The sequence below is a fragment of the Loktanella sp. PT4BL genome (assembly GCF_003201935.1).
Classification (GTDB): domain Bacteria; phylum Pseudomonadota; class Alphaproteobacteria; order Rhodobacterales; family Rhodobacteraceae; genus Yoonia.
Genome location: NZ_QJJL01000002.1, coordinates 246,914 through 272,973, shown reverse-complemented (window position 1 = coordinate 272,973; position 26,060 = coordinate 246,914). Strand labels below are relative to the sequence as shown.

The following is a 26,060-nucleotide window of genomic DNA, read 5'->3' as shown; positions in this document are numbered from 1 at the left end:
TTAATTGAAGACTACCGAACTCATAGCGGAGAACTGCCATGCGAGTCTTGCTGGTTGAAGACGACCCCACAACGTCCAAAAGCATCGAACTGATGCTGACCCACGCCAATCTGAATGTGTACGCAACAGACATGGGGGAGGAAGGGATCGATCTGGCAAAGCTCTATGATTATGACCTGATCCTTCTGGACATTAATCTTCCCGATATGAACGGGCATGAGGTTTTGCGCCAGCTTCGGTTGAGCCGCATTGATACGCCTATATTGATCCTTTCAGGGGACGATGGGACAGAAAGCAAGCTAAAAGGCTTCGGTTTTGGTGCAGATGACTATCTGACAAAACCCTTCCACCGCGAAGAACTCGTGGCGCGTATTCATGCAATTATCCGGCGGTCCAAGGGACACGCGCAATCCATCATCAAAACCGGTCAGATTGCGGTGAACCTGGATGCCAAAACGGTTGAGGTCGAAGGTAGCACCGTGCATCTGACGGGCAAGGAATACCAGATGCTCGAACTTCTGAGCCTGCGCAAGGGCACAACCCTGACGAAAGAGATGTTCCTGAACCATCTATACGGCGGGATGGATGAACCCGAACTGAAGATTATTGATGTGTTCATCTGCAAACTGCGCAAAAAGCTGAGCGAAGCCACCAACGGTGACAATTATATCGAAACGGTCTGGGGGCGGGGTTACGTCCTGCGTGATCCGGACCCTGTTGCGTCCCATGCACCGATAGCAATCGGGGCGTAGGGTCCGGTCTGTTCTCTGCGCTCCGTCCCCGCTCATCCAGCACTGGACGCCGCTGTGCAGCCCGCCTAATTATGACGCACATCCCCCGTCACGGGGCGTCATTGGGTGGGGGGCCGGCATGGTTCAAGAGACAGCGCAACATCCGGAAACAGGCGACACACCCGTTGCGCAGCTCACCACAGCACAGGCGCGCGCCGAATTGGCTTGGCTGGCCGAACAGATCGCGGCGGCAAATAGGGCCTATCACCGCGATGATGCGCCCGAGATCAGTGATGCAGATTATGATGCGTTAAAACAACGAAACGCGGCGATTGAAGCACATTTCCCGTCACTCAAACGCGCCGACAGCCCCAGTGATGTTGTTGGTGCCGAAGTCGCCGAAGGGTTTGGCAAAGTCCGCCACGCAGTGCGGATGTTGTCCCTTGGCAATGCCTTTGCGGATGAAGATGTGCACGAATTCGATACGCGCATTCGCAAATACCTCGGTTTGGCTGCGGACACTGCATTGCGCTACACGGCCGAGCCAAAGATCGACGGTCTGTCACTTTCGTTGCGCTATGAAAACGGCGTGTTGATGCAGGCCGCAACCCGTGGTGACGGCGAAACCGGTGAAAACGTCACCGCCAACGCCCGCACGATCGCCGATATTCCGACAGAAATATCTGATGCGCCCGCCGTGCTCGAGGTGCGCGGTGAAGTCTACATGAGCCACGATGACTTTGCCGCACTCAACGCACGTCAGGCAGAGAGTGGCGGCAAGAAATTCGCCAATCCGCGCAACGCCGCCGCCGGATCATTGCGGCAACTGGACGCCGAAATCACAAAATCTCGTCCGTTGCGTTTCTTTGCCTACGCATGGGGTGAACTCTCGGCGCCTTTGGGTGACACGCAATCTGATGCAATCGCGCAACTGGCGTCTTTCGGTTTCGTCACGAACCCTTTGACGCGCACCTGCGACAGCCCCGACGAATTGTTGCAACACTACAAAACGATCGAGGCGCAACGCGCAACGCTCGGCTATGACATCGACGGCGTGGTCTATAAGGTCGATGACCTCGCGCTGCAAAAACGCCTGGGATTCCGCTCAACGACCCCACGTTGGGCGATTGCGCATAAATTCCCCGCCGAACTCGCGTGGACAAGACTGGAAGCCATCGACATCCAGGTGGGCCGCACCGGCGCGTTGTCACCCGTCGCGCGGTTGCAACCGGTCACTGTTGGCGGCGTGGTGGTGTCAAATGCCACGCTGCATAATGAAGATTACATCGCAGGGCGCGACGGGAACGGTGCACCGATCCGTGAAGGCCGTGATATCCGTGTGGGTGACTGGGTTCAGGTATATCGCGCCGGTGATGTGATCCCCAAGATCAGCGACGTGGATCTGGCGCGCCGCCCTGAAGATGCGGTACCCTATGTGATGCCGAAAACCTGTCCCGAATGTGGGTCGGATGCGATCCGCGAAGAGGGCGACGCCGTGCGCCGTTGCACCGGCGGCATCATCTGCCCTGCGCAAGCCGTTGAAAAGCTGAAGCATTTCGTTTCGCGTGCTGCCTTTGATATCGAGGGGCTAGGTGCCAAGCAGGTCGAGCAGTTCTACGCGGACGGTTGGATCACCACGCCTGCCGATATTTTCACCCTGCGTGCGCGCTATGGTACAGGCGTGCAGCAGCTTAAAAACCGTGAGGGCTGGGGTGAGAAGAGCGCCAGCAATCTCTTTGATGCCATTGACGAGAAACGTGAAATTCCGCTCGCGCGCGTGATTTTCTCGCTCGGCATCCGGCATGTGGGCGAAAACAGCGCGGCCCTTTTGGCCAACCACTACACGTCTTGGGATGCGTTCGAGCAGGCCATGACCACTGCGGAAATCGGCGCCGGCGCTGCCTGGGAAGACCTGATCGGGATCGATGGCGTGGGCACTGTGATGGCCACATCGCTGGTGACGACCATGCAACAAGAGGCTGAGCGCGCATCAATTGACCGCCTGATCGCAGAGCTTTCCGTGCAGGATGCAGAGGCGCGGGCCACAGACAGCCCGGTTGCGGGCAAGACGGTGGTCTTTACGGGCACACTCGAACGCATGACGCGGGCCGAGGCAAAAGCGCGCGCCGAAAGCCTTGGCGCCAAGGTTTCGGGATCGGTCAGCGCAAAAACCGACATCCTGGTCGCGGGGCCCGGTGCGGGGTCAAAGGCCAAGAAAGCGGCTGATCTGGGGGTTGAGACAATGGACGAAGACGCCTGGCTTGCCCTGATCGGCGACGCATGAGCGGGCGCCCCGAAATCCTTTTTCCGCTGTTCGCAGAACTGACGAAGCTTGACGGGATCGGCCCCAAATCGGCGCAAATCCTTGAGGCTGTGGGCATCGCCAAGCCGCTTGATATCCTGATGACATTGCCCGCCTCAGGCGTGGACCGGCACAGACGGGCCAGCATCCGTGAGGTTGTGCCGCCCGCTGTCGCCACTGTCGAAGTGACTGTGGGCGAGCACCATCCGCCGCGCACGCGGGGGCGGCCTTACCGTGTGCATGTTGAAGATGCGGAAACGTCGTTTCAACTGGTCTTTTTCCATGCGCGCGGTGACTATCTGCAGCGGCTTCTGCCGACGGGCCAAAGGCGGGTTGTGTCCGGCAAGGTCGAGATTTTCGACGGGATCGCGCAGATCGTCCATCCTGATCACGTACTGCCCGTGGCCGAGGCGGCCGATATTCCGGCATTCGAACCGGTCTATCCGCTGCATGCCGGTATCACGCAAAAGGCGATGTGGAAGGCCACGCGCTCGGCGCTGGCCTTGCTGCCGGAGCTGGCGGAATGGATTGATCCGGCTTTGAAGGCACGCGAGAACTGGCCGGATTGGGCGGCGGCGATGCAGGCCGCACATAACCCGCAATCGACGTCCGATCTGTCGCCCCATGCGGTTGCGCGGGAACGACTGGCCTATGATGAGCTTTTCGCGCACCAGTTGACGCTTGCTTTGGCGCGGGCGGCCACACGGCGGGCCAAAGGGCGTGCGTCGCAGGCAACAGGCGTGCTCAGTGCAAAGGTTCTTGCTGCTTTGCCGTACAAACCAACCGGCGCACAGAGCCATGCCATCGCAGAAATCGTCGCGGATCTGGCCACGCCTTTGCGGATGAACCGGCTGCTTCAGGGCGACGTCGGGTCGGGCAAGACGCTTGTTGCACTGATGGCATTGCTGGCTGTGGTCGAGGCAGGCGGGCAGGGCGTGATGATGGCGCCTACCGAGATTCTGGCTCGCCAGCATCTGGACGGATTGCGGCCTTTGGCGGAATCCGCAGGTGTGACCTTGGACATCCTGACAGGGCGCGACAAGGGGGGCGCGCGTGCAGCCAAGCTTGACGCCCTTGCAAAGGGAGAGATCGACATCCTTGTCGGGACCCACGCGGTGTTTCAAAAAGACATCTCCTTCAAGGACTTGCGTCTTGCCGTCATTGACGAACAGCACCGTTTCGGGGTCGCGCAGCGGATGCAACTTGGCGCCAAGGGGCAGGCTGTTGATGTGCTGGTGATGACAGCCACGCCCATTCCGCGCTCGCTGGCACTGGCACAATACGGTGATATGGATGTCTCCGTACTTGATGAAAAACCGCCCGGGCGGACACCTGTGCAGACGGCATTGGTCTCGGCTGCGCGGATGGACGAGGTGGTGGAAAAGCTCCGCCATGCGGTGGCGCAAGGGCGGCAGGCCTATTGGGTGTGTCCCTTGGTCGAAGAAAGCGAAGTCGTTGATATGACCGCAGCCGAAGAGCGGTTCAAGCGATTGCGCGCGGCTTTGGGCGAAGGGGTTGTGGGGCTGGTGCATGGCCAGATGCCACCGTCCGAAAAAGACGCGGCTATGGCGCGGTTTGTGGCAGGCGACACCAAGGTGCTTGTCGCAACCACGGTCATCGAGGTGGGTGTCAACGTTCCCAACGCCTCGATCATGATGATCGAACATGCAGACCGCTTTGGTCTGGCGCAACTGCACCAACTACGGGGCAGGGTCGGGCGGGGCGCTGCGGCATCGACCTGTTTGTTGATCTATCAAGCGCCCCTGAGCGAAAGCGGCCGCCGCCGGCTTGAGATATTACGCGAAACAGAAGACGGGTTCCGGATTTCTGAAGAAGACCTCGCGATGCGCGGTGCGGGCGATGTGATTGGCACGGCACAATCCGGCATTCCGCGGTTCAGAATTGCGGATCTTGAACGGCAGACAGGGCAGATGGCGGTAGCCCAAACCGACGCACGCAAACTGCTCAATGACGACCCGAAACTGGAATCGCCCCGTGGCAAGGCCGCCAGAACGCTCCTTTGGCTGATGGAGCAGGACAAAGCGATCCGTTTAATATCAGTGGGTTAACCTCAAAAATCACAAAATGTTCTCAAATGTTCTATAAAAGTTCTTTACAGGTGGTTAATGATGTGAGAACAAAGTGGCAACAGAACATGAGGAGAACAAACCAATGGCTGAAGAGATCAAATCCGTTATCGCACGCTCCCGCGACACGATTGTCGCCGATGCTTTGGGTGTTGCCGCCCTCATGGTCATGCTGATTGTTGGATTGGCCTTGCCCGGGCTGATCTGACCTGCCGAGGCGATCACGGCCCGGTCTGTCACATTGCCCTGTCCCAAGAATGCAATGCTTGATGACCTGCCTGTCTGATATCCAAAGCGGGGGTTTTGCCTCTCCCCATGGAATACTGGATCGGGTCGTGATCGTTTTCAAACCTGCCGCCGCCATCTGCCCGGATGTGCGGCGGTTTTTTTTATGCGCTGGCCTGTTGGCTGTGCAAGGCGTCCAGAGTGGCATCAAAGGCCAACATGATCGACGCATGGCGGTTTTTATAGTCTTTGGCAGGTTGGAGAACCTCCAGATCGCCAAAGGGGGCAGCAGGTACGGGGCCATTTGATTTGAGCATCGCATAGAGCGCATCACGGCCGGCTTGCACTTGGTCGAGGGTCAGGCCCACGATATGCGCGCCAACAACAGCTGCCGCGGCCTGACCCAAAGCGCAGGCTTTCACATCCTGCCCGTAGTCCGTAATCACGCCATCGGTCAGTTCCAGATCCACGGTCACTGTCGAGCCGCACAAAGGGGCCCGCTTTTTCGCGGTCGCTGTCGGATGGTCCAGCCGTGCTGTGCGCGGCATATCCGCAGCCAGCGCCAGAATACGCCCCGAGTAGAGTTTGATCAGATCGTTTTCCGCCGACATCGCGTTGCCCTTTTTCTTGCACTTCATTAGATAGTGCCGACTGCCCTGCTTGCAAAGGTTTTTGATATGCCCTTCGATCCCGCAACCCTGCTTTATAACGACGCAGGCCTGATCCCCGCGATTGCGCAGGACGCTGCAACCGGTGAGGTGCTGATGATGGCGTGGATGAACGCCGATGCGGTGGCGCAGACGCTTGAAACGGGGCGCGTCACCTATTGGTCGCGTTCACGTCAGGAATTCTGGATAAAGGGCGCGACCAGTGGACACACGCAGGAACTGGTGGATTTCCGCGTCGATTGTGACCGTGATTGCCTCCTGGTGCGGGTTAACCAGACGGGGCCAGCCTGTCACACAGGCGCGCGCAGTTGCTTTTTCACTGCTGTACGTGACGGGGATGAGGTCACCGACTAATCGCGCCAGCCGATCATGGTTTTAATATCTGCGGGCGTCGCACCTTCGGCACGGTAACGGGCCAGCGCCTTTGAATGATCAATCTTCGCAAGCCGCTTGCCATCCGCGTCCGTGATCAGCGCGTGGTGATGATAGACCGGCGTCGGATAGCCCAAGAGCACCTGCATCAGCACATGCAGCGGCGTCAGGTCATAAAGGTCCATGCCCCGCACCACATGCGTAATCCCTTGCAGCGCATCATCGACGACACAGGCAAGGTGATAGGCCGGATCGCCCGTATCCTTGCGCCGCAGGATCGGATCGCCAATGGTGTTGAGCAGGGTCTCGTTGGTGATCTTTATCAAATCGGGTGCGCCGGACCCGATTTCAAGATACGCGAGCGGGCCATCAACCCGTTCTAAAACCTTGGAAATATCCAACCGTAGACCATCGGCGGCCTGCGCATCACCCATTGTGCGGTGGCGACAAGTGCCAGGGTAGACGAGCCCGTCGGCCCCGGGCACGGCACCTGCATCCGCAATCTGGCGGCGTGTGCAGTTGCAGGGATAGATCAGACCCGCTTTGCCAAAGTCTTCCAGAACGGCGTCATATTCCGCGTAATGCTCTGACTGGCGGCGCACCGGTGTCGGCCACGACAGCCCGAGCCATGCCAGATCTTCGTAGATACCCGCCTCATGTGCGGGGCGCACCCGCGTGCTGTCGGTATCCTCGATCCGCAACAGGGCGGTGCCGCCCATGTCACGCGCGACCTGCCACACGGTCAGCGCCGAGAAGGCATGCCCGAGATGCAGCGGTCCTGTGGGTGAGGGGGCAAAGCGGGTGATCACGCTATTCGGCGGCGTCCAGCATCGTTTGGCCGAGCCATGCCTGCCAGTCGATCTTGGCGCGGTCGGTATAGGCTTTGTAACGCTCTTTTCGGCCACGACGCCCGCTTTTCACCCCGTCAAGGGGCGGGAAGAGCCCGAAGTTCACGTTCATCGGCTGAAACGTCTTTGCCTCGGCCCCGCCGGTGATATGCGTGACAAGCGCGCCCATCGCGGTGGTGTTCGGCACAGGCGCAAGGTTGCGCCCCGTCAGTTCTGCAACCGCCATACGCCCCGCCAAAAGGCCCATTGCAGCACTTTCGACATAGCCTTCAACACCCGTGATTTGCCCTGCAAAGCGGATATTGGGACGGCTCCGCAGGCGCATCTGTTCGTCCAGCAAGGTGGGCGAGTTGATGAATGTGTTACGATGGATGCCGCCAAGACGCGCAAACTCTGCATCTTCAAGGCCGGGAATCATTTTGAAAACAGCCTTCTGTGCGCCGTACTTCATCTTGGTCTGAAAGCCCACGATGTTATAGAGCGTGCCCAATGCGTTATCGCGGCGCAGTTGCACCACAGCATAGGGCTTGTTTTGCGGATCATGGGCGTTGGTCAGGCCCACAGGCTTCATCGGTCCAAAGCGCAGGGTTTCGCGCCCGCGCTCAGCCATCACCTCGATCGGTAGACAGCCGTCAAAGTAGCCAGCGGTTTCGCCTTCCTTGAATTCGGTTTTTTCGGCGTCCAAAAGCGCATCAATAAACGCCTCATACTGGGCCTTGGTCATCGGGCAATTCAGGTATGCGGTGCGTTCCGCCTCGGTCTCACCCTTGTCATAGCGAGACTGCATCCATGCCACATCCATGTTGATGCTCTCATGATAGACAATCGGGGCGATGGCATCGAAGAAGGCAAGCGCTTCGGCGCTGGTTTCGGCCTGAATCGCCTCGGCCAAGGCGCCCGAAGTCAGCGGACCTGTCGCGATGATCCAGTTCCCACTTTCAGGGAGTTCGGTAATCTCTTCATAAGACACAGAAATATTCGGATGTGCCTTGAGCGCAGCGGTCACGCTTTCGGCGAAAGGATCACGGTCCACGGCCAGTGCACCACCCGCAGGCAGGCGGTGTTTATGGGCGGTGTGCATGATCAGCCCGTCCGCCTGCATCATTTCCCAGTGCAGCAATCCAACGGCATTCTGTTCATGGTCATCCGAACGGAACGAATTGGAGCACACCATTTCGCCAAGGTTGCCTGTGCGATGCGCAAAGGTTTCGACCTTGGGGCGCATTTCGTGAATGACAACCTTCAGGCCCGCGTTCGCCGCCTGCCAGGCTGCCTCTGATCCGGCCATGCCGCCGCCGATGATATTGAGTGTTTTATCCATATGCGTGATCTAATCCGCAGCCCCGCAAAAGAAAAGGCCCGCGACAATCTGCGAGCCTTTTGCGTTATTCTGTGACGGGCGTTTCGTCCTCTTCGCCCTGATCGGCAATCCAGGCCACGCTGACCACCGTTTCGCCCTTGCCGGTGTCGAACACTTTGACGCCACCAGCCCCGCGCGAGCGGAAGGAAATCCCCTCAACCGGCACACGGATCGACTGGCCGGTCGAGGTGACGAGCATGATCTGATCGGACATTTCCACAGGGAAGGATGTGACCAAAGGACCGCCGCGCATCGCTTTGTCCATCGCGGCCACACCCATGCCGCCACGTCCGCGCACAGGGTAGTCATGGCTCGAGGACAGCTTGCCCGATCCTTTGGCCGTGATCGTCAGGATCAGGTTTTCGGCCGCAGACATTTCCGCATAGCGTTCGGGGCTGATTGCCCCTGCCACGGCCTCTTCCTCGTCATCGACCTCGGCATCATCGGCAAGACCTGCCATCGCGCGGCGCATTTTCAGATAGGCGGCACGCTCTTCGGCCTCGGCCTTGAAGTGGCGGATGATCGACATGGACACGACCTTGTCGTCGCCTTGCAGACGGATCCCGCGTACACCCACCGAACTGCGCGAGTTGAAAATGCGCACGTCGGTCGCAGGGAAACGGATCGCGCGACCGCTGTCGGTGACGAGCATCACATCATCATCATTTGATGCAATGCGTGCGTTGATCAGCGTGGTGTCGGCGTGTTCATCCTCGAACTTCATCGCAATCTTGCCGTTGCGCATGACATTGGTGAAATCCGAAAGCTTGTTGCGGCGCACGGTACCTGCCGAAGTTGCAAAGACCACTTGCAGATCGTCCCATTCTTCCTCGGGGCGGTCCACAGGCATGATTGCGGCGATGGAAACACCCTGCGGGATCGGCAGAATATTGACGATTGCCTTGCCCTTGGCGGTGCGGCTGCCCAGCGGCAAACGCCAAGTTTTCAGCTTGTAGACCATGCCATCGGTCGTGAAGAACAACAGCTGCGTATGCGTATTGGCCACGAAAAGGGTGGTCACCACGTCTTCTTCTTTGGTGGCCATGGATGACAAGCCCTTACCACCACGCCGTTGCGCACGGAAATCGGCCAAGGCGGTGCGTTTGATATAGCCGCCCGAGGTCACGGTCACGACCATGTCCTCTTTCTCGATCAGGTCCTCGTCTTCCATGTCGCCGGACCAGTCAACGATTTCGGTGCGGCGCGGCACGGCGAAAAGATCGCGCACCTCGGTCAGCTCATCACGGATGATCTGCATGATGCGTTCGCGTGAGCCCAGAATTTCAAGGTATTCGCGGATCTTGCCAGCCAGTTCCTGCAGCTCGTCGGTGACTTCTTTGACACCGATCTGTGTCAGGCGCTGGAGGCGCAACTCAAGGATCGCGCGCGCCTGCGCCTCGGAGAGGTTATAGGTGCCATCCTCGTTTGCGGGGTGGGTCGGGTCATCAATCAGCTTGATATATTCAAGGATCGCCTCGGCAGGCCAACGGCGTGTCATCAGCTTTTCGCGTGCGGTTGCGGCGTCGGCAGAGGACCGGATGGTCGCTACAACCTCATCAATATTGGTGACAGCCACGGCCAGGCCGCAGAGCAGGTGCGAGCGTTCACGCGCCTTGCGCAATTCAAACGCAGTGCGGCGTGCCACCACATCTTCGCGGAAATCCACAAAAGCGGTCAGGAAGGCGCGCAGGGTCAGCTGCTCAGGCTTGCCGCCATTCAGCGCCAGCATGTTGCAGCCAAAGTAGGTTTGCATCGGCGTAAACCGGAACAACTGGTTCAGTACCACTTCGGCTGTGGCATCACGCTTGAGTTCGACCACCACACGCACACCATTGCGGTCGGATTCGTCCTGCACATGGGCGATGCCCTCGATCTTCTTGTCGCGCGCCGCCTCGGCGATCCGGTCAATCATTGAGGCTTTGTTCACCTGATAGGGAATCTCATTGATCACAATGGCATAGCGGTCTTTGCGAATTTCCTCGACCACGGTTTTCGCGCGGACAATCACGGATCCGCGCCCCTCCAGATAGGCCTTGCGCGCACCGGACCGGCCCAGAATGATCCCGCCGGTCGGGAAATCCGGGGCAGGGATATACTCGATCAGTTCCTCGGACGACATATCGGGGTTGTCGATCAGCGCGAGCGTCGCGTCGATGACTTCGCCCAGGTTATGGGGCGGAATATTCGTGGCCATACCCACGGCGATGCCGCCCGCGCCATTGACCAGCATATTGGGATAGCGCGCCGGCAGAACCGTCGGTTCACGATCTTTACCGTCGTAGTTGTCCTGAAAATCGACAGTGTCCTTGTCGATATCCGCCAGCAGATAGACAGCCGGCTGGTCCATCCGCACCTCGGTATAGCGATAAGCCGCCGCGCGGTCGCCATCCATGGAACCAAAGTTACCCTGACCGTCCAAAAGCACCAGCGACATCGAGAAATCCTGCGCCATCCGCACCAGCGCGTCATAGATCGCACTGTCACCGTGGGGGTGATATTTACCCATTGTCTCGGCCACAGGTCGCGAAGATTTCCGGTAAGGTTTGTCCGGCGTGTTGCCCGTGCCGTGCATCGCATAGAGGATACGGCGGTGCACCGGTTTCAGACCGTCCCGCAAATCCGGAATCGCGCGCGACACGATGACGCTCATGGCGTAATCCAGATAGCTGGTCTTCAGCTCATGCTCGATCGTGACAGAAGGCCCCTCATACGCAGGGCGCATGGGTGGGTTTTCTTCATCGTTTTCAGGTGTTTCTGGGGTATCGTTCACGTGATCCGCCTGTTGGTTTTTGGACTGCTACATCTGGTTGCGCCTACTCTATCAGACACTTGATGTGGGGTGCAATGATGGATGCTATCAGGCATTAGCAGCCACCGGCACGTGCTGCTAAAATATTGTTTTTGTTGACATAAATTTATCCCGTGGAATCATCAGGCTGAGGTTCACCAGAGCAGAGGAAAAAACATGCCGTCCGAAACCGAATTGATGTTGAAAGGCTACGGGCTGACCACAGCCGAGATGTTCTATCACATGCCGGACTACCCGCATGTCCTGAACACCTTTGTCTGGCAGGACTATGATCTGGCACCCGACCACGACAAGCTTCTGAATTTTATCAGCTTTTGGCGCGACACACTCGACGGACCGCTGCATTCAGTCCGTTTTGTCCACCGCAAGATGATCAGCCCCGGAGAGTGGCGCCATGTGACAGGCGAATTTACCTATCATTAAGCGTTAGAATTGTCCCGGCGTCGGTTGTGGGACAAGCGGAATATCACGGGCAGGCGCACTGCATGCCGCCAGTGTGAGGAGGCCAATCAGTGCGGTCAAAACAAGGGCGCGTTTATGCATTCAAGAATACCTTCTTCGTTCTTTGCCCAAAGTAATCGCAGCAAATTCTTTCGAAAAGATAGATAATCAAAATTCACAAAATTCCGCCTATCCCGCGCGTTTGATCATCCCGAAAAGATCACGCGGATCATCAGGATCTGCGATCAGGTCCAGATCAATATAGAAAGGCGTATCCTGGATCTTGCGGTGCACATAGCGCAGTGCGCTGAAATCCTCTATGGCAAAGCCGACGCCATCAAAAAGCGTAACTTCACTCGCCGATTTGCGACCGGCCTGCGCGCCAGTGATCACCTGCCAAAGTTCGGTCACGGGGTGATCGGCGGGCATCTGCTGGATTTCACCTTCGATCCGCGTTTGAGGCGGGTATTCGACGAAGACCGAGGACCGTGCGACGATATCGCGGTGCAATTCGGTCTTGCCGGGGCAGTCGCCGCCAATAGCATTAATATGCACGCCCGCACCGACCATATTGTCGGTCAGGATGGTTTGCATGTCTTTGTCGGCAGTGGCCACAGTGATCACTTCTGCACCTTCAATCGCCTCTTCCGGCGTTGCGCAGGGGGAGATGTGAAAGCCAAGACCGGCTAGGTTCTTGGCGCATTTCTCGGTCGCGGCACTGTCGATGTCATAGAGGCGGATATTGTCGATCCCGCAAACCGCCTTGATTGCGAGGCACTGGAATTCCGACTGCGCGCCATTGCCGATCATCGCCATCGTCTTGGCGTCTTTGGATGCAAGGTGCTTTGTCGCCACGGCCGACATCGCACCGGTGCGCAATGCCGTCAGGATCGTCATTTCGGAAAACAGCACCGGATAGCCGCTATAGACATCGGATAGCACGCCAAAAGCGGTGACCGTTTGCAGGCCTTCTTTCATATTCTTGGGGTGGCCGTTGACGTATTTGAAGCCGTAGAATTCACCATCAGACGTCGGCATCAACTCAATCACGCCCACGTCCGAATGGCTGCCCACACGGGGTGTTTTGTCAAAGAGTTCCCAGCGGGCGAAATCCGCTTCGATCTCGGCGGCAAGATCGGCCAGAAACGCCTCGATCCCGATGTGATGCACCAGGCGCATCATGTTATCGACGCTGACGAAGGGCACCATGGCCCGTTGGGATGCTTTCAGGCTCATTTTTTGTCTCGTGTTGGGCGGTCAAAGACGCGACGGCCGAGGAGTGAGGCGGTCAGATCGACCATCAGGTTCGCGGTGGTGCCGCGGTCATCAAGGAAGGGGTTCAACTCAACCAGATCAAGCGAGGTAACGAGTTCACTGTCCGACAGGATCTCCATTACCAGATGCCCTTCGCGCACGGTCGCACCGCCGGGCACAGTGGTGCCGACGGCTGGGGCGACAGAGGGATCAAGGAAATCGACGTCCAGCGATACGTGCAGCATGCCGTCCACAGCCGCGACGCGTTCCAAAAACGCTTTCAGCGGGGTGCTGATGCCTTCCTCGTCGATCCGGCGCATATCGACCAGTTCAACATCACCGCCCGCAAGAACCGCATGTTCGGCCTCATCGACCGAACGCAGACCGATCATGCAGATGTTCTGCGTCTCAACCTTCGCGGGCAGGGGTGGAAAGGCGTCAAACCCGTCGCGCCCAGTCACGTAACCCACGGGTGTGCCGTGCAGATTGCCACTGTCAGAGGTGTCGGGCGTGTGAATATCGCTATGGGCATCAAGCCAAAGCGCAAAGAAAGGGCGGCCCTGTTTCTTCGCATGTGCGGCCATGCCCGCTACGGTGCCAGCGGCCAGAGCGTGATCGCCACCCAGGAAAATGGGCATCCCGCGCGGCGCTGCCTCTTGTGCGGCGGCCATCAGTGTCTGGGTCCAGCCGACATTTTCCGCCAGCTTGTGCACCAGCGGGTTCTTCGGGGCAGCGACAGTCACATCGGCTGGTGCCAGATTACCCACATCCTCAACCGTATGGCCAAGTTTCGTGATTGCCTCGGCAATGCCGGCAGTGCGGTAGGCGTCGGGGCCCATCAGGCAGCCCTGGCGGCGTTTGCCACAGTCCACAGGGGCGCCAATCAATATGCAGTGTTTTTGTGTCATGGCCGGAGTGTTGCCCAAAACAGGGGGTGGGTTAAGCCAGCAAATTGTGCAAAATGGGTATGGATTGACCAAAATGGATAACAGAAATGGACGAACTGGATGCTCATCTGATCGCGGCGCTGAAACGCAACGGGCGCGCGTCGCTGTCAGAGCTTGCCGCGCAGCTTGGTGTCACCCGCAGCACGGTGCGCGTGCGGCTGGACCGGTTGGTCCAGGGGGGCGAGATCGCGGGGTTTACAGTGCTCACACGGTCAGACGTACGGCCTGATCCTGTGCGCGGTCTGATGATGCTGGAAATCGCCGGACGCGGGGCCGAAAAGGTGATGAAGCAACTGCAGCGGATGACCGAGGTGCAGGCCGTCCATTCTACAAATGGCACATGGGATCTGATCGCCGAGATCGGGACCGACACGCTGGAAAAATTCGATCAGGCGCTCTTTGCGATCCGGCGTCTGGACGGCGTTACGCGATCCGAGACGAACCTTTTGTTGTCGACGCGGCGCTGAGCCTGAACGCGATGATCCAGCCGATCATCAGCACAAGCGACAAAATCACGTTCCAACTGGCCATAGAGAGCGAAAACAGCTCCCAGCTGACCTGATCACACATTACAACGCGCGGGCCTGCGACGCTCAGAAGGTCCGCGCCGGTCAAACCTTCGAGGCTACTTCCGCCGGTACAGCTGCTGGGGCCTTCCCACCAGTCACGTTCTACGCCGGTGTGAAACACGCCAATCGCTGCGGTTGTCGCGGCGGCCAGTGCCCCAAGCAAAGGCAGAACACGGCCCGGAAACCGCAAGGCCAGCACACCGATCAGGATTGCTGCCGCATGGGGCCAGCGTTGCCACAGACACATCGCGCAGGGCGGATATCCAAGCGCCTGAAACAGGAAGGCGCCGGCCAGCAATGCGGCAGATCCACCCGCAGACAGCAAGATCATCAGGTTTCTGGTCATAACAGCCCGATCATAGCGAATCCTCCGATCAGGAGCACGCAAAAGACGATGAATACCAACCCGAGCCGACGTTCGATAAAGTCGCGAATGGGGGCGCCGAACTTCCACAAAAGTGCAGCAACAAGGAAGAACCTCAGCGCACGTGCAAAAATGGACGACACGATAAAGACGGACAAGGGCAGACCGGTGACACCAGAGGCGATCGTGATCACCTTGAACGGCAGGAAGGTGACGCCTGCCACCACCACGGCCCATGCGCCATATTCGTTGAACACCGCCGACATCTCGGCAAAGCTGTCACCCTTGCCATAAAGCTCAAGGATCGGCTGGCCGATCGTCTCCATCAAGACAGCGCCAATGTAATAGCCGAATAGGCCACCCGCGACAGATGCAATGGTGGCGACGGCCGCAATCAGGAAGGCACGCGAAGGCCGTGCAATAATCATCGGGATCATCAGCACATCGGGCGGGATAGGAAAAAACGAGGATTCAATAAAGGACACAAACGCCAACACCCAAAGGGCATAGGGCGATTGCGCGCTTGATATGGTCCAGTTGTAAAGCCTGCGTAACATCGTCTGCCCGGTGGTTTTCTGCCTTAGGCCATGAAGTGCCCCTATCGTCAAGCTTGTGTTATGCGCGTTGGTATATTGTCCCTCTGTATTATCGTGGCGGGCAGGTGCGAATGGCTGCATGCGCCACCAATGTGAAAACGACCCGCGAAGTGCGCGATGACACTCCGCTACGCAGGTCAGAGTGTGGAACCTCATACCATGACGCATGGCACTGCAACCGTGGTTCCAGCGTGGACAGGATGGCGGAAACCGCGTGGATTGCGATCCGTTTACTACCAACCGTTTGTCGTAAATCGCGATTGACGCGCCCTGGCTTGCATATTAGGAGATGCGCTGTTGCCGATGTGGCGGAATGGTAGACGCAGGGGATTCAAAATCCCCCGATAGCAATATCGTGAGAGTTCGAGTCTCTCCATCGGCACCACTGGTCCTGCTTGTATGACCAGTCCGCACCTATCTACCAGCGGTTGTGACTTTCTACAGGAAAGACACAAGATGAGCACAATTTAGCCAAATTTGTCATGTTTGAGCACAGAGGGTCTTTCCTTTAACGGTGCATCTATGTCTTTTTGCTTAGATAGTATTTTAGCCGTCGGGATACCCATCAAATTGAGACTGTGACGCGCGTCGGTATAGATAAACGGCGCGGTAGAAAATCCGGATTGTTGGTCTCGTGCCGACGTGTTCGTAGCGGCCTGTTGTTGGGCTTGGTTCAAGAGTTGAATTTGCGCGGGCCCGACGTGGGGTTTCGCCGCGATGTTGAGAAGAGTGGTCAGATGCCTGCGGATATTGAGGCTGGTTTGAAATGACGAGAGATACGCAAAACGTGCTGTCAACCGACATTGATAGCGATAACACGGATGCAGGTGCAGGCGTTGATTTCGTCAATACGTCTCCCGAAATTGAGCGCGTGGTGCCTTGCTTTACCCCCGGGACAATGATTGCCACCCCTCGGGGCGAGGTGGCAGTTGAAACGCTGAAAGCAGGCGACCGTATTCTGACCCGCGACAACGGTATTCAAACCATCAACTGGGTTGGTCAAAAGCGGCTCGATTTCATGGAGTTGAAAAAAGCGCCACAACTGCGGCCTATTCTCATCGCGGCCGGCGCGCTTGGCGACGGGATGCCGGAACGGGATATGATGGTGTCGCCGACTCACCGTGTCCTGATCACGTCGCACAAGGCCGAACTCTATTTTGGCCAGTCCGAAATTCTTGTGCCCGCCAAATATATGCTGGCAATTGACGGGGTATCAGTCTCGGATCAGCCCTATGTCACCTATATCCACATGATGTGCGAAAATCACGAGATCGTACTTGCTGACGGGGCATGGAGCGAGAGCTTCCAGCCCGGCGACCATACACTCAAGGGCTTTGACGAGGATCAGCGCGAAGAACTCTTTACACTGTTCCCAGAGCTGGCAACCGAAGAGGGGCTTGCCGCCTATCGCGCAGCACGGCGGACATTGGGCAAGCGTGAAGCGGCACTTTTGTTCACGTCCTAGTCAATCGCCAGGCGTCCCAGTCTTCTGGCGTATCAAGATCGAAACGCGCGCGTGCATCGGGCAGTGCGACAAGATGCGTGGCACCACTGTGCTCTTTCACGAGCGCATCCGCGCCTTTGTCGCCCGCAAGACCTGCAAAATCGGGCCGCAATGATGTATCGAACAGGATAGGGTGGCCCGGTTTCCCGTCAGCGGTCGTGCCCCGCCAGATCAAGGCATCAGGGGCCGCGTTGCGGGCATCCAGAACTGCCACAAGATCTGCGGTCTCAAGTGCCACCAGATCGCCCAGCATGACCAGAAAGGCCGGTGCATCTGGCAATTGCGTCACGCCACTGCGCAGACTTGCGGACAAGCCTTCGTCAGCATCGGCAACGATCAAAGCTGTTGCCTTGCTTTCGTCAATGATCGCCCGGCGGGCGATGGCATCAGGGGGGACGGCCACAAACACCGGCTGACCTGTGGCCTGTGCCATTGCAATCTGGCGGTGCAGAAGCGGCAGGCCATCGACATCTTCCAACAGCTTGTCACGCCCGCGCATCCGGCGGGAGCGGCCTGCTGCAAGGATCAGGATCGGGATGATGGCCATCTCGGGCACTCCTCATTGCGGCGTCGTATGTATCGCGCTGAAAAAACCGCTGACGGTTCGGAAAACGACAAAAGGTGTCGGTCGGCAGCTATCGCTTGTTCTTACCATTGCAGACGGTGGACCTGTCATCAAACGAAAGGTTCTACCGATGCGCACCCATGCCCAAGCTGTTGTCATCGGAGGCGGTGTGATCGGTTGTTCTATCCTGTACCATCTTGCCAAACTGGGTTGGACCGATGTTGTTTTGCTGGAACGCGATGAGCTGACCTCCGGTTCTACATGGCATGCGGCGGCGAATATCCACGGGTTGCATGACAGCACCAATATCAGCCGGATCCAGCATTATACGATGAACCTCTATAATGCATTGGAAGAGGAAACGGGCCAGTCTTGCGGCGTGTTCCAGCCCGGATCGCTCTATCTGGCGCAAACCGAAGCACGCGAACACCAACTGCGTTTGCAGGCCGCCAAGGCCAAATTCTACGGGATGAATTTTCACGAAGTTGACCGCGCCGAGGCTGAACGCCTGCACCCGCTGGTCGATTTTGATGGCATTCGCTGCATCATGTTCGAACCCGACGGCGGCAATGTCGATCCTTCGGGGGTGACCAACGCCTATGCCATCGGCGCGCGCCAGCGGGGTGCGGAAATTCACCGCTTTACGCCGGTAACGGCGACCGTCCCGCAGCCGGATGGAACATGGATCGTCGAGACGCCCAAAGGCAATCTCCACACCGAATGGGTCATCAACGCAGCGGGTCTTTGGGGGCGCGAAGTCGCCCAACTGGCAGGCATTACTTTGCCGCTCCTGCCGACCGAGCATCAGTATTTTGTCACCGAAACGATCCCCCAGATTGCCGCACTGGACCGGCGTTTGCCTTCGGTCGCGGACCGTGACGGAGAATATTATCTGCGTCAGGAAGGGCAGGGCCTTTTGGTCGGGGCCTATGAAAAAGACGTCCGCTTCTGGGCCGAAGACGGCACACCGCAGGGCTTTGGCCATGAGTTGTTTGCCGACGATCTGGAACGGATCGAAGACAATATGATGCGCGCCATCGCCCGCGTACCGGCTGTGGGCGAGGCGGGGATCAAGCGCGTCATCAACGGGCCGATGATCTGGTCACCTGACAGCAACGTCCTTTACGGTCCGCATCCTGATTTGCACAATTACTTCTGCTGCAACGGCATTATCCCGGGGTTCAGCCAATCGGGTGGTATGGGCCTGATGGCAGCACAATGGATCATCAACGGCGAAAGCGACTATGACATGTTCGCGTGGGATGTGGCGCGTTTCGGGCCTTGGGCGGACGCGAAATTTACCAAAGCCCGCGTCGGCGACCAATACGCCAAACGTTTTGCGATCCATTTTCCCAATGAGGAGCGCAGCGCAGGACGGCCTGTCCGCACACGCCCTGTTTATGAGAAGCAAAAGGCTATGGGCGCGGTCTTTGGCCTGAACTACGGCTGGGAACATCCGCTCTGGTTCGCCGATGCGCCTGATGTCGCCGAAACCAATGGGTTCACCCGCCAGAACTGGTTCGCACCCGTGGGCCGTGAGGCGCGGATGCTGCGCCAAGCTGCCGGGATTATTGATATATCAAACTTCGCCAAATACTTGGTCAAAGGCCCCGGCGCCGCAGATTGGTTGAACGCCGTCTTTGCCAATCATATGCCCAAAGCGGTCGGACGGTCGTGCCTGACGCCACTTATTGGCGTGAACGGCGGCATCGCAGGGGATTTCACGGTCACGCGGCTGGCCGAGGATGCCTTCATGATCATCGGCAGTGGCGCGGCAGAGCGCTATCACCAGCGGTTCTGGAACGCGGTGCCGCTGCCGGCAGGGACGACATTCGAGAGCCGCACCGATACGATGTGCGGCTTCAACGTGGCGGGGCCACTATCACGCGCTTTGCTGGCCAAACTGACCGACGCGGACCTCAGTAATGACGCGTTCCCCTTCATGCGCTCGCAACAGATCACGGTCGCTGGCGTCGATGTCGTCGCGCTGCGGGTGTCATTTACCGGTGATCTGGGCTGGGAACTGCATTGTGCGCAAGCCGATCAGTTGCAGCTCTATGAGGCACTTCTCGCGGCAGGGCGTGATCTGGGCGCAGGGCCGGTCGGATCGCGGGCACTGATGTCGCTCCGGATCGAAAAGGGCTATGGCAGCTGGGGCCGCGAGTATTCGCCCGAATACTGGCCGCAAGAGGTGGGGCTGGATCGCCTGATCAAGGTTGAGAAGGATTTTCTCAACAAAAGCAGCTACCTGAAGATCAAAGACAATGCACCGCGTGAACTTTTGCAGGTCATTGAGGTGACTGAAGTCACCGATGCGGATGCATCGGGCGGTGAGCCGATCTTTTTGCCGGACGGCACGCCGGTCGGGCGTGTCACCTCTGGCACCTACGGCTATAGCGTTGAGAAATCACTTTCCTTGGGTTATCTCAAAAACGTGCCGGCAGGCACCGTTGTTGACGTCATGATCCTTGGCAAGCCACACCGCGGTGTCGTTCTGGCGGAGCCACCGTTTGACCCCGCCGGAAAGCGGTTGCGCGCTTAGGGAATGATGCGCGTGTATTTGGTGCCCTCAAGCGTGGCACCAAGGCGCAAACCTGTCTGCGCAAAAACCACGGCAATGACCGGAGCCAAGGAGGTTGTCGTCTCGGCGCGGATCATTTCGCTTTGGTCGCGGAACGCGTATTCCATATCCGCACCCGCGGCCCAACCGGGGCCTTGGCGGAATTCCATCAAAGCCTCTGGCGTCATAAAGAACAGCACATGGCTGAACTGCTGTGCGCCAATCTGGAAACCCGCACTGCCGGATGTGGCCGAATAATAGTCAACCGTCGACCCGCCGACGCGCAATGCGCCACGGCCGAATGAACCGCCCACACCGAGTCCGACTTCGGTCACCAAGGGCATCACCAGGAGCCCCGAAGCCCGCGCCGCAAGATCACGGGTGCCCGGATACTGTTGGAACATACCGTTCAGCGTGCTGTCGACGCGCGCGTCAATTGTCGCACCACCGGGGCTGCCAATGCCGTTGCTGCATGCTGCCAGCGTTGACGCTGCCAATGTCCCCAACGCAAAACTGCGCCTTGTCAAATTGCTCATGATATATCCGCCTATTGCCTGTGATGGGGCCGTTTTTCGACCCTTATGCACATTTTTATAGGGCAGGATCACAGCGGTGTCACCCTTCAAGGTGCCCCGCGCGCCAAAGTTCGCCCTTCAAATTGTGCGGGACAGGACGCGCGGGTGCAAAAATATGATTAACCGTTCAGGACTTTTGCCGCCGCAGGTGCGAAATAGGTCAGGATCCCGTCACATCCGGCACGTTTGAAGGCCAAAAGGCTTTCCATCATGACCTTTTCTCCGTCAAGCCATCCGTTCTGGGCCGCCGCCTGCAACATCGCGTATTCACCGCTGACCTGATAGGCATATGTGGGCACGCCGAAATTGTCCTTCACACGGCGGCAGATATCCAGATACGGCATCCCCGGCTTGACCATGACCATATCGGCCCCTTCGGCCAGATCGCGGGCCACAAGGCGCAAGGCCTCGTCACTGTTGCCGGGATCCATCTGATAGGTTTTCTTGTCACCCGTGAGCGCAGAAGACGCGCCCACTGCATCACGGAAAGGGCCATAAAAGGCCGAGGCATATTTGGCGGTATAGCTCAGGATCGTCACATTCTGTTGCCCTTCGGCTTCCAAAGCCGTGCGGATTGCTGCGATCCGTCCGTCCATCATATCGGACGGGCCCAGAATATCCGCACCTGACGCGGCCTGTGCGAGCGCCATTTTGACCAGAGCCTCAACGGTCCGGTCATTCACGATCTCGCCGTTCTCGACGAAACCGTCGTGGCCGTTGATGTTGTAGGGATCAAGCGCGATATCGGTCATCACCGCGATATCGGGGGCTGCATCCTTGATCGCGCGGATTGCCTGATTGGTCAGGTTATCGGGGTCCCATGCCATGGCACAGTCCTCGGTCCGCGCCTCCATGCCTGTATAGGGGAAAATACAAATCGCTGGAATGCCAAGGGCTTGCGCCTCTTTTGCGGCCAGCGCAACGCGGTCAACCGTGCGCCGCACAACGCCGGGCATAGATGCTACCGGCGTTTCTTCATCCTTGCCGTCCATCACAAAAACCGGCCAGATCAGATCATCCACCGTCAGCGTGTTCTGGCGGGACAAGGCGCGCAAGGCAGGGCTCTGGCGCATCCGGCGCAGACGTGTGGCAGGGAAAGGTGCAACGATCGGTTTCATAGTCTGTGGCCTCAAATGACGTGAATTTCTTGGTGCCACGGATTTTGCGCCATCACAAGGCTGGGCAAGTGCGGTCCCGGGCGCTAGGTTCCGGCCAAATACGCAGAGACAAATGGATAAGACGCTTGGAATCGACGATTGCGCTGCTCCGGTTACTTGATTTTCAGACTTTTGGCAGCCTCTGGTACTGGATGGCCGTGATGGTCACGTTTGCCGTGGCCAGCAATTGGTTACTTGGCGTACCTTTTGATGTGCTTTTCCGGGCGCGCAAACTGGACGCCCCGCATCTGGCCGATCTTGAAGCGCTTGTGGATGTGAACGTCCGGCGGATTGTTGAGCTGAACGCATATCTTGGCGTCGCCATTACGATGATGGTCGCCTTCAGCCTGAGTGTTCTTGTGGTCCTGAGCATCTTCTACCGTATGGAACTAGCGCAGGGGCTTTTGGCGCTGGCCGCGCCGCTGACGTTGATCATGGTGATGAACATGCGTCTGGCACATCAGTTGAACGCAGCACCACTGCACGGGCGTGACCTGGTGCAAAGGCTGTTTCGCGTGCGGCTCTGGACACAGGTAGTCAGTATGATCGCGCTGTTCTTTACGGCCATGTACGGCATGTATGCGGTAATTTCCGCGCAGCATTTCTTCTAAGCAGTTGACACTGCAGGCGCGCGGGGTAGGTCAGCGGCATGTCTGATCCCAATCATATTACCGTCAGTGGCGCGCCCGAAGGGTATGATGCCCAATTGATCCTTGCCGAACTTGGCAAAGGTGCACCCGTTCTGCATGTCGCGCGCGATGACAAACGGCTTGCTGCAATGCAGGCCGCTTTGGCGTTCTTCGCGCCCGATATGCCCGTTTTCGTCTTTCCTGCATGGGATTGTCTGCCTTACGACCGCGTCTCGCCCAACACCGATATTTCTGCGGCGCGCATGGCAACGCTGGCGGCGCTGGTGCACGGGATGCCGCAGCAGTTCATCATCCTGACAACGCTTTCGGCGGCGATGCAGCGGGTACCGGCGCGCAGCCTGCTGCGCGAGGCGGCGTTCAAGGCCACTGTCGGCAACCGTATGGACGAAGAGGCGCTGCGCCATTTCCTTGTCCGTATGGGGTTCACCCAAAGTCCGACTGTGATGGAACCGGGGGATTATGCCATTCGCGGCGGGATCATCGACATTTATCCCCCCGGTCAATCGGGGCCTGTGCGCCTTGATCTCTTTGGCGATGTGCTTGATGGCGCGCGTCGCTTTGATCCGGCGACGCAGCGCACCACCGAAAATCTGACCGAAGTTGAACTGGCGCCCGTATCCGAGGTGATCCTCGACGAGGCCGCGATCACCCGTTTCCGCCAGAACTACCGGCTTGAATTCGGGGCCGCCGGTACGGATGATCCGCTTTACGAGGCGGTTTCGGCGGGGCGCAAACACGCAGGCGTCGAACACTGGTTGGGGTTCTTTCAGGACGATCTCGAAACGCTGTTCGATTACCTGCCCAAGGCAACCGTCACACTGGATGACCAGATGACACCCATGCGTCTGGCCCGCTGGGACAGTATCGCCGACCAATACGGCACGCGCATGCATGCGCTGAGCCAAAAGGGCCGCATGGACAGCGTCTATAAGCCGGCGCCGCCGCAACTGCTCTACCTCGATGATGCCGCGTGGAACAAGGCAGTGACCAACCGCCGCGTGATGCAGTTTTCACCGCTCAAGCAGGCCACGGGGCTTGGCGTGATTGATGCAGGCGGGCGGATCGGGCGGAACTTTTTGCCAGAGCGCCAGCAGGAACAGATCAGCCTTTTCAGTGCTTTGGCGGACCACATTAAGGCAAAGCTCAGCGACGGTCCTGTCGTGATCGCGTCATATTCCGAGGGCGCGCGCGAGCGTCTGGAAGGGCTGATCGAGGACGAAGGGATCGGCGAGACGATCACGGTTTCTGACTTCAGCCGTGTCGGGAAACGTGGTGTGCATCTGGCGGTCTGGCCGCTGGATCACGGGTTTGAAACACCGGGTCTAACGGTGATTTCCGAGCAGGATGTGCTTGGCGACCGCCTGATCCGGCAGACCAAGCGCAAACGCCGCGCCGAGAATTTCCTGTCCGAGGCCAATAGTCTCTCCCCCGGTGATCTTGTGGTGCATGTCGATCACGGCGTCGGGCGTTACATGGGCATGGAGGTGGTCACCGCTTTGGGCGCGGCCCATGAATGCCTGCTGTTGGAATATGCTGAGGAATCAAAGCTTTACCTGCCTGTCGAGAATATCGAACTACTTTCGAAGTACGGCCACGAGACGGGGCTCTTGGACAAACTGGGCGGTGGGGCGTGGCAGGCCAAGAAGGCCAAGCTGAAGGAACGCATCCGACAGATTGCCGAACGTTTGATCCGTGTCGCGGCAGAGCGAGAATTGCGCACCGCACCCGCGTTGGACCCGCCTGATGGGTTATGGGACCAGTTCCTTGCGCGCTTTCCCTATGTCGAAACCGACGATCAACTGGCTGCGATTGCCGATGTGCTCGAAGACCTCGGGTCGGGCAAACCGATGGACCGCCTCATCTGCGGCGATGTGGGCTTTGGCAAGACCGAGGTCGCGATCCGTGCGGCTTTTGTTGCCGCACTGTCAGGCGTGCAGGTGGCGATCATTGCGCCCACGACCCTGCTGGCGCGCCAGCACTACCAGAGTTTCGCCGAACGTTTCCGCGGGTTCCCTGTGAACGTGCGGCCTTTGTCGCGCTTTGTGTCGGCAAAAGACGCAAATCTGACCCGCGAAGGTCTGGCGGGCGGGACAGTGGATATTGTGGTCGGCACCCATGCGCTTCTGGCGAAAGGGGTGAAGTTCAAGAACCTTGGACTGCTGGTGATCGACGAGGAACAGAAATTCGGGGTGCAGCACAAAGAGCGCCTCAAGCAGTTGCGCACCGATGTGCATGTGCTGACGCTGACTGCGACGCCGATCCCGCGGACGTTGCAACTGTCGCTCTCTGGCGTGCGTGATCTGTCGATTATCGGCACCCCGCCCATCGACCGGCTGGCGATCCGGACCTATGTCAGCGAATTCGACACCATCACCGTGCGCGAGGCGCTGCTGCGCGAACACTATCGCGGCGGGCAGTCTTTTATCGTGGTGCCACGCATCACCGATATGGCAGAGATGGAAGAGTTCCTGAAACGCGAGGTGCCAGAAGTCACCTATATATCCGCCACGGGGCAGATGGCGGCTGGTGAACTCGATGACCGGATGAATGCGTTTTATGACGGCAAATATGACGTGCTGCTGGCCACGACGATTGTAGAAAGTGGTCTGGATATTCCGACTGCGAACACGATGATCGTCTGGCGGGCGGATATGTTCGGTCTCAGCCAGCTTTATCAGATCCGGGGTCGTGTCGGGCGGTCCAAGACCCGCGCCTATGCCTACCTCACAACCAAACCACGCCAGAAACTGACCGATACCGCACAGAAACGCCTGCGCGTGTTGGGGTCCATTGATAGCTTGGGGGCGGGCTTTACGCTGGCATCACAGGATCTGGATATTCGCGGTGCGGGCAATCTTCTGGGTGAGGAACAATCGGGCCAGATGCGCGAAGTGGGTTACGAGCTTTATCAGCAAATGCTTGAAGACCAAATCTCCGCAATCCGGTCGGGCGAGGCGGAAGGGATTATCGACGATGGCCAATGGGCGCCGCAGATCAATCTGGGCGTGCCTGTGCTGATCCCCGAAGATTATGTCCCCGATCTGGACGTACGTCTGGGGCTTTACCGTCGCCTGTCAGAGCTTGCCACCAAGGTCGAGCTGGAAGGGTTTGCTGCGGAACTGATCGACCGTTTCGGCAAGCTGCCGCGTGAGGTGAACACGCTGATGCTGGTCGTGCGGATCAAGGCGATGTGCAAACGCGCAGGTATTGCCAAGCTGGATGCAGGGCCCAAGGGGGCCACGATCCAGTTCCACAATGACAAGTTTGCCTCGCCCAAAGGGCTGGTTGATTTCGTCCATGCACAAAACGGCACGGCAAAGATCAAGGACAACAAGATCGTTGTGCGCCGCGATTGGGACAAGGAACGCGACAAGATCCAGGGCGCGTTCAATATCGCCCGCGATCTGGCGCAAAAACTGGCGGATGAGAAGAAAACCAAGGCCAGCGCCTAAGAGATTTGATGCCTCCGGCGGGGA

General features: G+C 58.4%; 22 protein-coding genes and 1 tRNA gene. 12 read left to right on the top strand and 11 right to left on the bottom strand.

The features are described from left to right. The first annotated feature begins 38 nt into the window (after positions 1-38). The 4 genes from ctrA to C7964_RS20200 all read left to right on the top strand — a co-directional run bounded on the left by ctrA (position 39) and on the right by C7964_RS20200 (position 5,328). Positions 39-752, top strand: coding sequence for a response regulator transcription factor CtrA (gene ctrA, locus C7964_RS06245; RefSeq protein WP_110278819.1), 714 nt, complete (start codon positions 39-41; stop codon positions 750-752). A gap of 118 nt (positions 753-870) precedes the next feature. After that, entirely contained in the window at positions 871-3,015 is a 2,145-nt protein-coding gene (gene ligA / locus C7964_RS06240) for an NAD-dependent DNA ligase LigA (protein ID WP_110278818.1), read from the top strand. Beyond that, the gene (gene recG / locus C7964_RS06235) at positions 3,012-5,102 is read left to right on the top strand and encodes an ATP-dependent DNA helicase RecG (protein WP_110278817.1); all 2,091 of its coding nucleotides are present in this window, start codon (positions 3,012-3,014) and stop codon (positions 5,100-5,102) included. The genes ligA and recG overlap by 4 nt, the downstream gene beginning before the upstream one ends. Positions 5,103-5,205: 103 nt before the next feature. Beyond that, the gene (locus tag C7964_RS20200) at positions 5,206-5,328 is read left to right on the top strand and encodes a hypothetical protein (RefSeq protein ID WP_278247265.1); all 123 of its coding nucleotides are present in this window, start codon (positions 5,206-5,208) and stop codon (positions 5,326-5,328) included. 181 nt (positions 5,329-5,509) lie between these two features. Here the strand turns inward: C7964_RS20200 and C7964_RS06230 are convergent, their stop codons facing one another. After that, the gene (locus C7964_RS06230; RefSeq protein ID WP_110278816.1) at positions 5,510-5,956 is read right to left on the bottom strand and encodes an iron-sulfur cluster assembly scaffold protein; all 447 of its coding nucleotides are present in this window, start codon (positions 5,954-5,956) and stop codon (positions 5,510-5,512) included. 66 nt (positions 5,957-6,022) lie between these two features. Between C7964_RS06230 and hisI the strand changes: the two genes are divergently transcribed. Continuing rightward, the gene (gene hisI / locus C7964_RS06225; RefSeq protein ID WP_110278815.1) at positions 6,023-6,367 is read left to right on the top strand and encodes a phosphoribosyl-AMP cyclohydrolase; all 345 of its coding nucleotides are present in this window, start codon (positions 6,023-6,025) and stop codon (positions 6,365-6,367) included. On the opposite strand, the gene gluQRS is transcribed toward hisI, so the two are convergent. From gluQRS to gyrA, 3 genes are all read right to left on the bottom strand, one after another. Next, positions 6,364-7,194, bottom strand: coding sequence for a tRNA glutamyl-Q(34) synthetase GluQRS (gene gluQRS, locus C7964_RS06220; RefSeq protein WP_110278814.1), 831 nt, complete (start codon positions 7,192-7,194; stop codon positions 6,364-6,366). The two genes, hisI and gluQRS, sit on opposite strands and share 4 nt — an antisense overlap. A gap of 1 nt (position 7,195) precedes the next feature. Continuing rightward, positions 7,196-8,554: a methylenetetrahydrofolate--tRNA-(uracil(54)-C(5))-methyltransferase (FADH(2)-oxidizing) TrmFO gene (gene trmFO / locus C7964_RS06215; protein ID WP_110278813.1), complete on the bottom strand. Its 1,359-nt coding sequence runs from the start codon at positions 8,552-8,554 to the stop codon at positions 7,196-7,198. Positions 8,555-8,618: 64 nt separating this feature from the next. Beyond that, the gene (gyrA, locus tag C7964_RS06210; protein ID WP_110278812.1) at positions 8,619-11,363 is read right to left on the bottom strand and encodes a DNA gyrase subunit A; all 2,745 of its coding nucleotides are present in this window, start codon (positions 11,361-11,363) and stop codon (positions 8,619-8,621) included. A gap of 195 nt (positions 11,364-11,558) precedes the next feature. Here gyrA and C7964_RS06205 point away from each other — a divergent pair, with 195 nt between their 5' ends. Then, positions 11,559-11,825 carry an usg protein gene (locus tag C7964_RS06205; protein WP_110278811.1) on the top strand — a complete coding sequence of 89 codons (267 nt, stop codon included), beginning with the start codon at positions 11,559-11,561 and terminating at the stop codon, positions 11,823-11,825. 207 nt (positions 11,826-12,032) lie between these two features. Here the strand turns inward: C7964_RS06205 and ocd are convergent, their stop codons facing one another. Then, positions 12,033-13,079, bottom strand: coding sequence for an ornithine cyclodeaminase (gene ocd / locus C7964_RS06200; protein ID WP_110278810.1), 1,047 nt, complete (start codon positions 13,077-13,079; stop codon positions 12,033-12,035). Continuing rightward, positions 13,076-14,005 (bottom strand): arginase, encoded by a 930-nt coding sequence (rocF, locus tag C7964_RS06195; protein WP_110278809.1) that lies wholly within the window; start codon positions 14,003-14,005, stop codon positions 13,076-13,078. Before rocF ends, ocd begins: the two co-directional genes overlap by 4 nt. Positions 14,006-14,091: 86 nt before the next feature. Here rocF and C7964_RS06190 point away from each other — a divergent pair, with 86 nt between their 5' ends. Continuing rightward, positions 14,092-14,511: an Lrp/AsnC family transcriptional regulator gene (locus tag C7964_RS06190; RefSeq protein WP_110278808.1), complete on the top strand. Its 420-nt coding sequence runs from the start codon at positions 14,092-14,094 to the stop codon at positions 14,509-14,511. Here C7964_RS06190 and C7964_RS06185 read toward each other — a convergent pair. Continuing rightward, on the bottom strand, positions 14,468-14,959 hold the full coding sequence (locus C7964_RS06185; protein ID WP_110278807.1) for a disulfide bond formation protein B: 492 nt from the start codon (positions 14,957-14,959) through the stop codon (positions 14,468-14,470). The genes C7964_RS06190 and C7964_RS06185 overlap by 44 nt on opposite strands. Then, entirely contained in the window at positions 14,956-15,534 is a 579-nt protein-coding gene (locus tag C7964_RS06180; protein WP_110278806.1) for a YqaA family protein, read from the bottom strand. The genes C7964_RS06185 and C7964_RS06180 overlap by 4 nt, the downstream gene beginning before the upstream one ends. Before the next feature lie 338 nt (positions 15,535-15,872). Between C7964_RS06180 and C7964_RS06175 the strand changes: the two genes are divergently transcribed. After that, a tRNA-Leu gene (locus C7964_RS06175) sits at positions 15,873-15,958 on the top strand. Between the two features lie 381 nt (positions 15,959-16,339). Next, positions 16,340-17,038: a Hint domain-containing protein gene (locus C7964_RS06170; RefSeq protein WP_110278805.1), complete on the top strand. Its 699-nt coding sequence runs from the start codon at positions 16,340-16,342 to the stop codon at positions 17,036-17,038. Here the strand turns inward: C7964_RS06170 and C7964_RS06165 are convergent. Then, positions 17,028-17,624 (bottom strand): nucleotidyltransferase family protein, encoded by a 597-nt coding sequence (locus C7964_RS06165; protein WP_181417117.1) that lies wholly within the window; start codon positions 17,622-17,624, stop codon positions 17,028-17,030. The two genes, C7964_RS06170 and C7964_RS06165, sit on opposite strands and share 11 nt — an antisense overlap. Positions 17,625-17,772: 148 nt before the next feature. Between C7964_RS06165 and C7964_RS06160 the strand changes: the two genes are divergently transcribed. Continuing rightward, positions 17,773-20,184 carry a GcvT family protein gene (locus C7964_RS06160; RefSeq protein ID WP_110278804.1) on the top strand — a complete coding sequence of 804 codons (2,412 nt, stop codon included), beginning with the start codon at positions 17,773-17,775 and terminating at the stop codon, positions 20,182-20,184. Here C7964_RS06160 and C7964_RS06155 read toward each other — a convergent pair. Next, positions 20,181-20,738, bottom strand: a complete 558-nt coding sequence (locus C7964_RS06155; RefSeq protein ID WP_110279435.1) for a lipid-binding SYLF domain-containing protein — start codon at positions 20,736-20,738, stop codon at positions 20,181-20,183. The genes C7964_RS06160 and C7964_RS06155 overlap by 4 nt on opposite strands. Before the next feature lie 158 nt (positions 20,739-20,896). Then, positions 20,897-21,895 carry a porphobilinogen synthase gene (hemB, locus tag C7964_RS06150; RefSeq protein WP_110278803.1) on the bottom strand — a complete coding sequence of 333 codons (999 nt, stop codon included), beginning with the start codon at positions 21,893-21,895 and terminating at the stop codon, positions 20,897-20,899. 125 nt (positions 21,896-22,020) lie between these two features. Here hemB and C7964_RS06145 point away from each other — a divergent pair, with 125 nt between their 5' ends. After that, positions 22,021-22,545, top strand: a complete 525-nt coding sequence (locus C7964_RS06145; protein ID WP_110278802.1) for a hypothetical protein — start codon at positions 22,021-22,023, stop codon at positions 22,543-22,545. Positions 22,546-22,583: 38 nt separating this feature from the next. Further along, positions 22,584-26,036, top strand: coding sequence for a transcription-repair coupling factor (gene mfd / locus C7964_RS06140; protein ID WP_110278801.1), 3,453 nt, complete (start codon positions 22,584-22,586; stop codon positions 26,034-26,036). Positions 26,037-26,060: the final 24 nt, after the last annotated feature.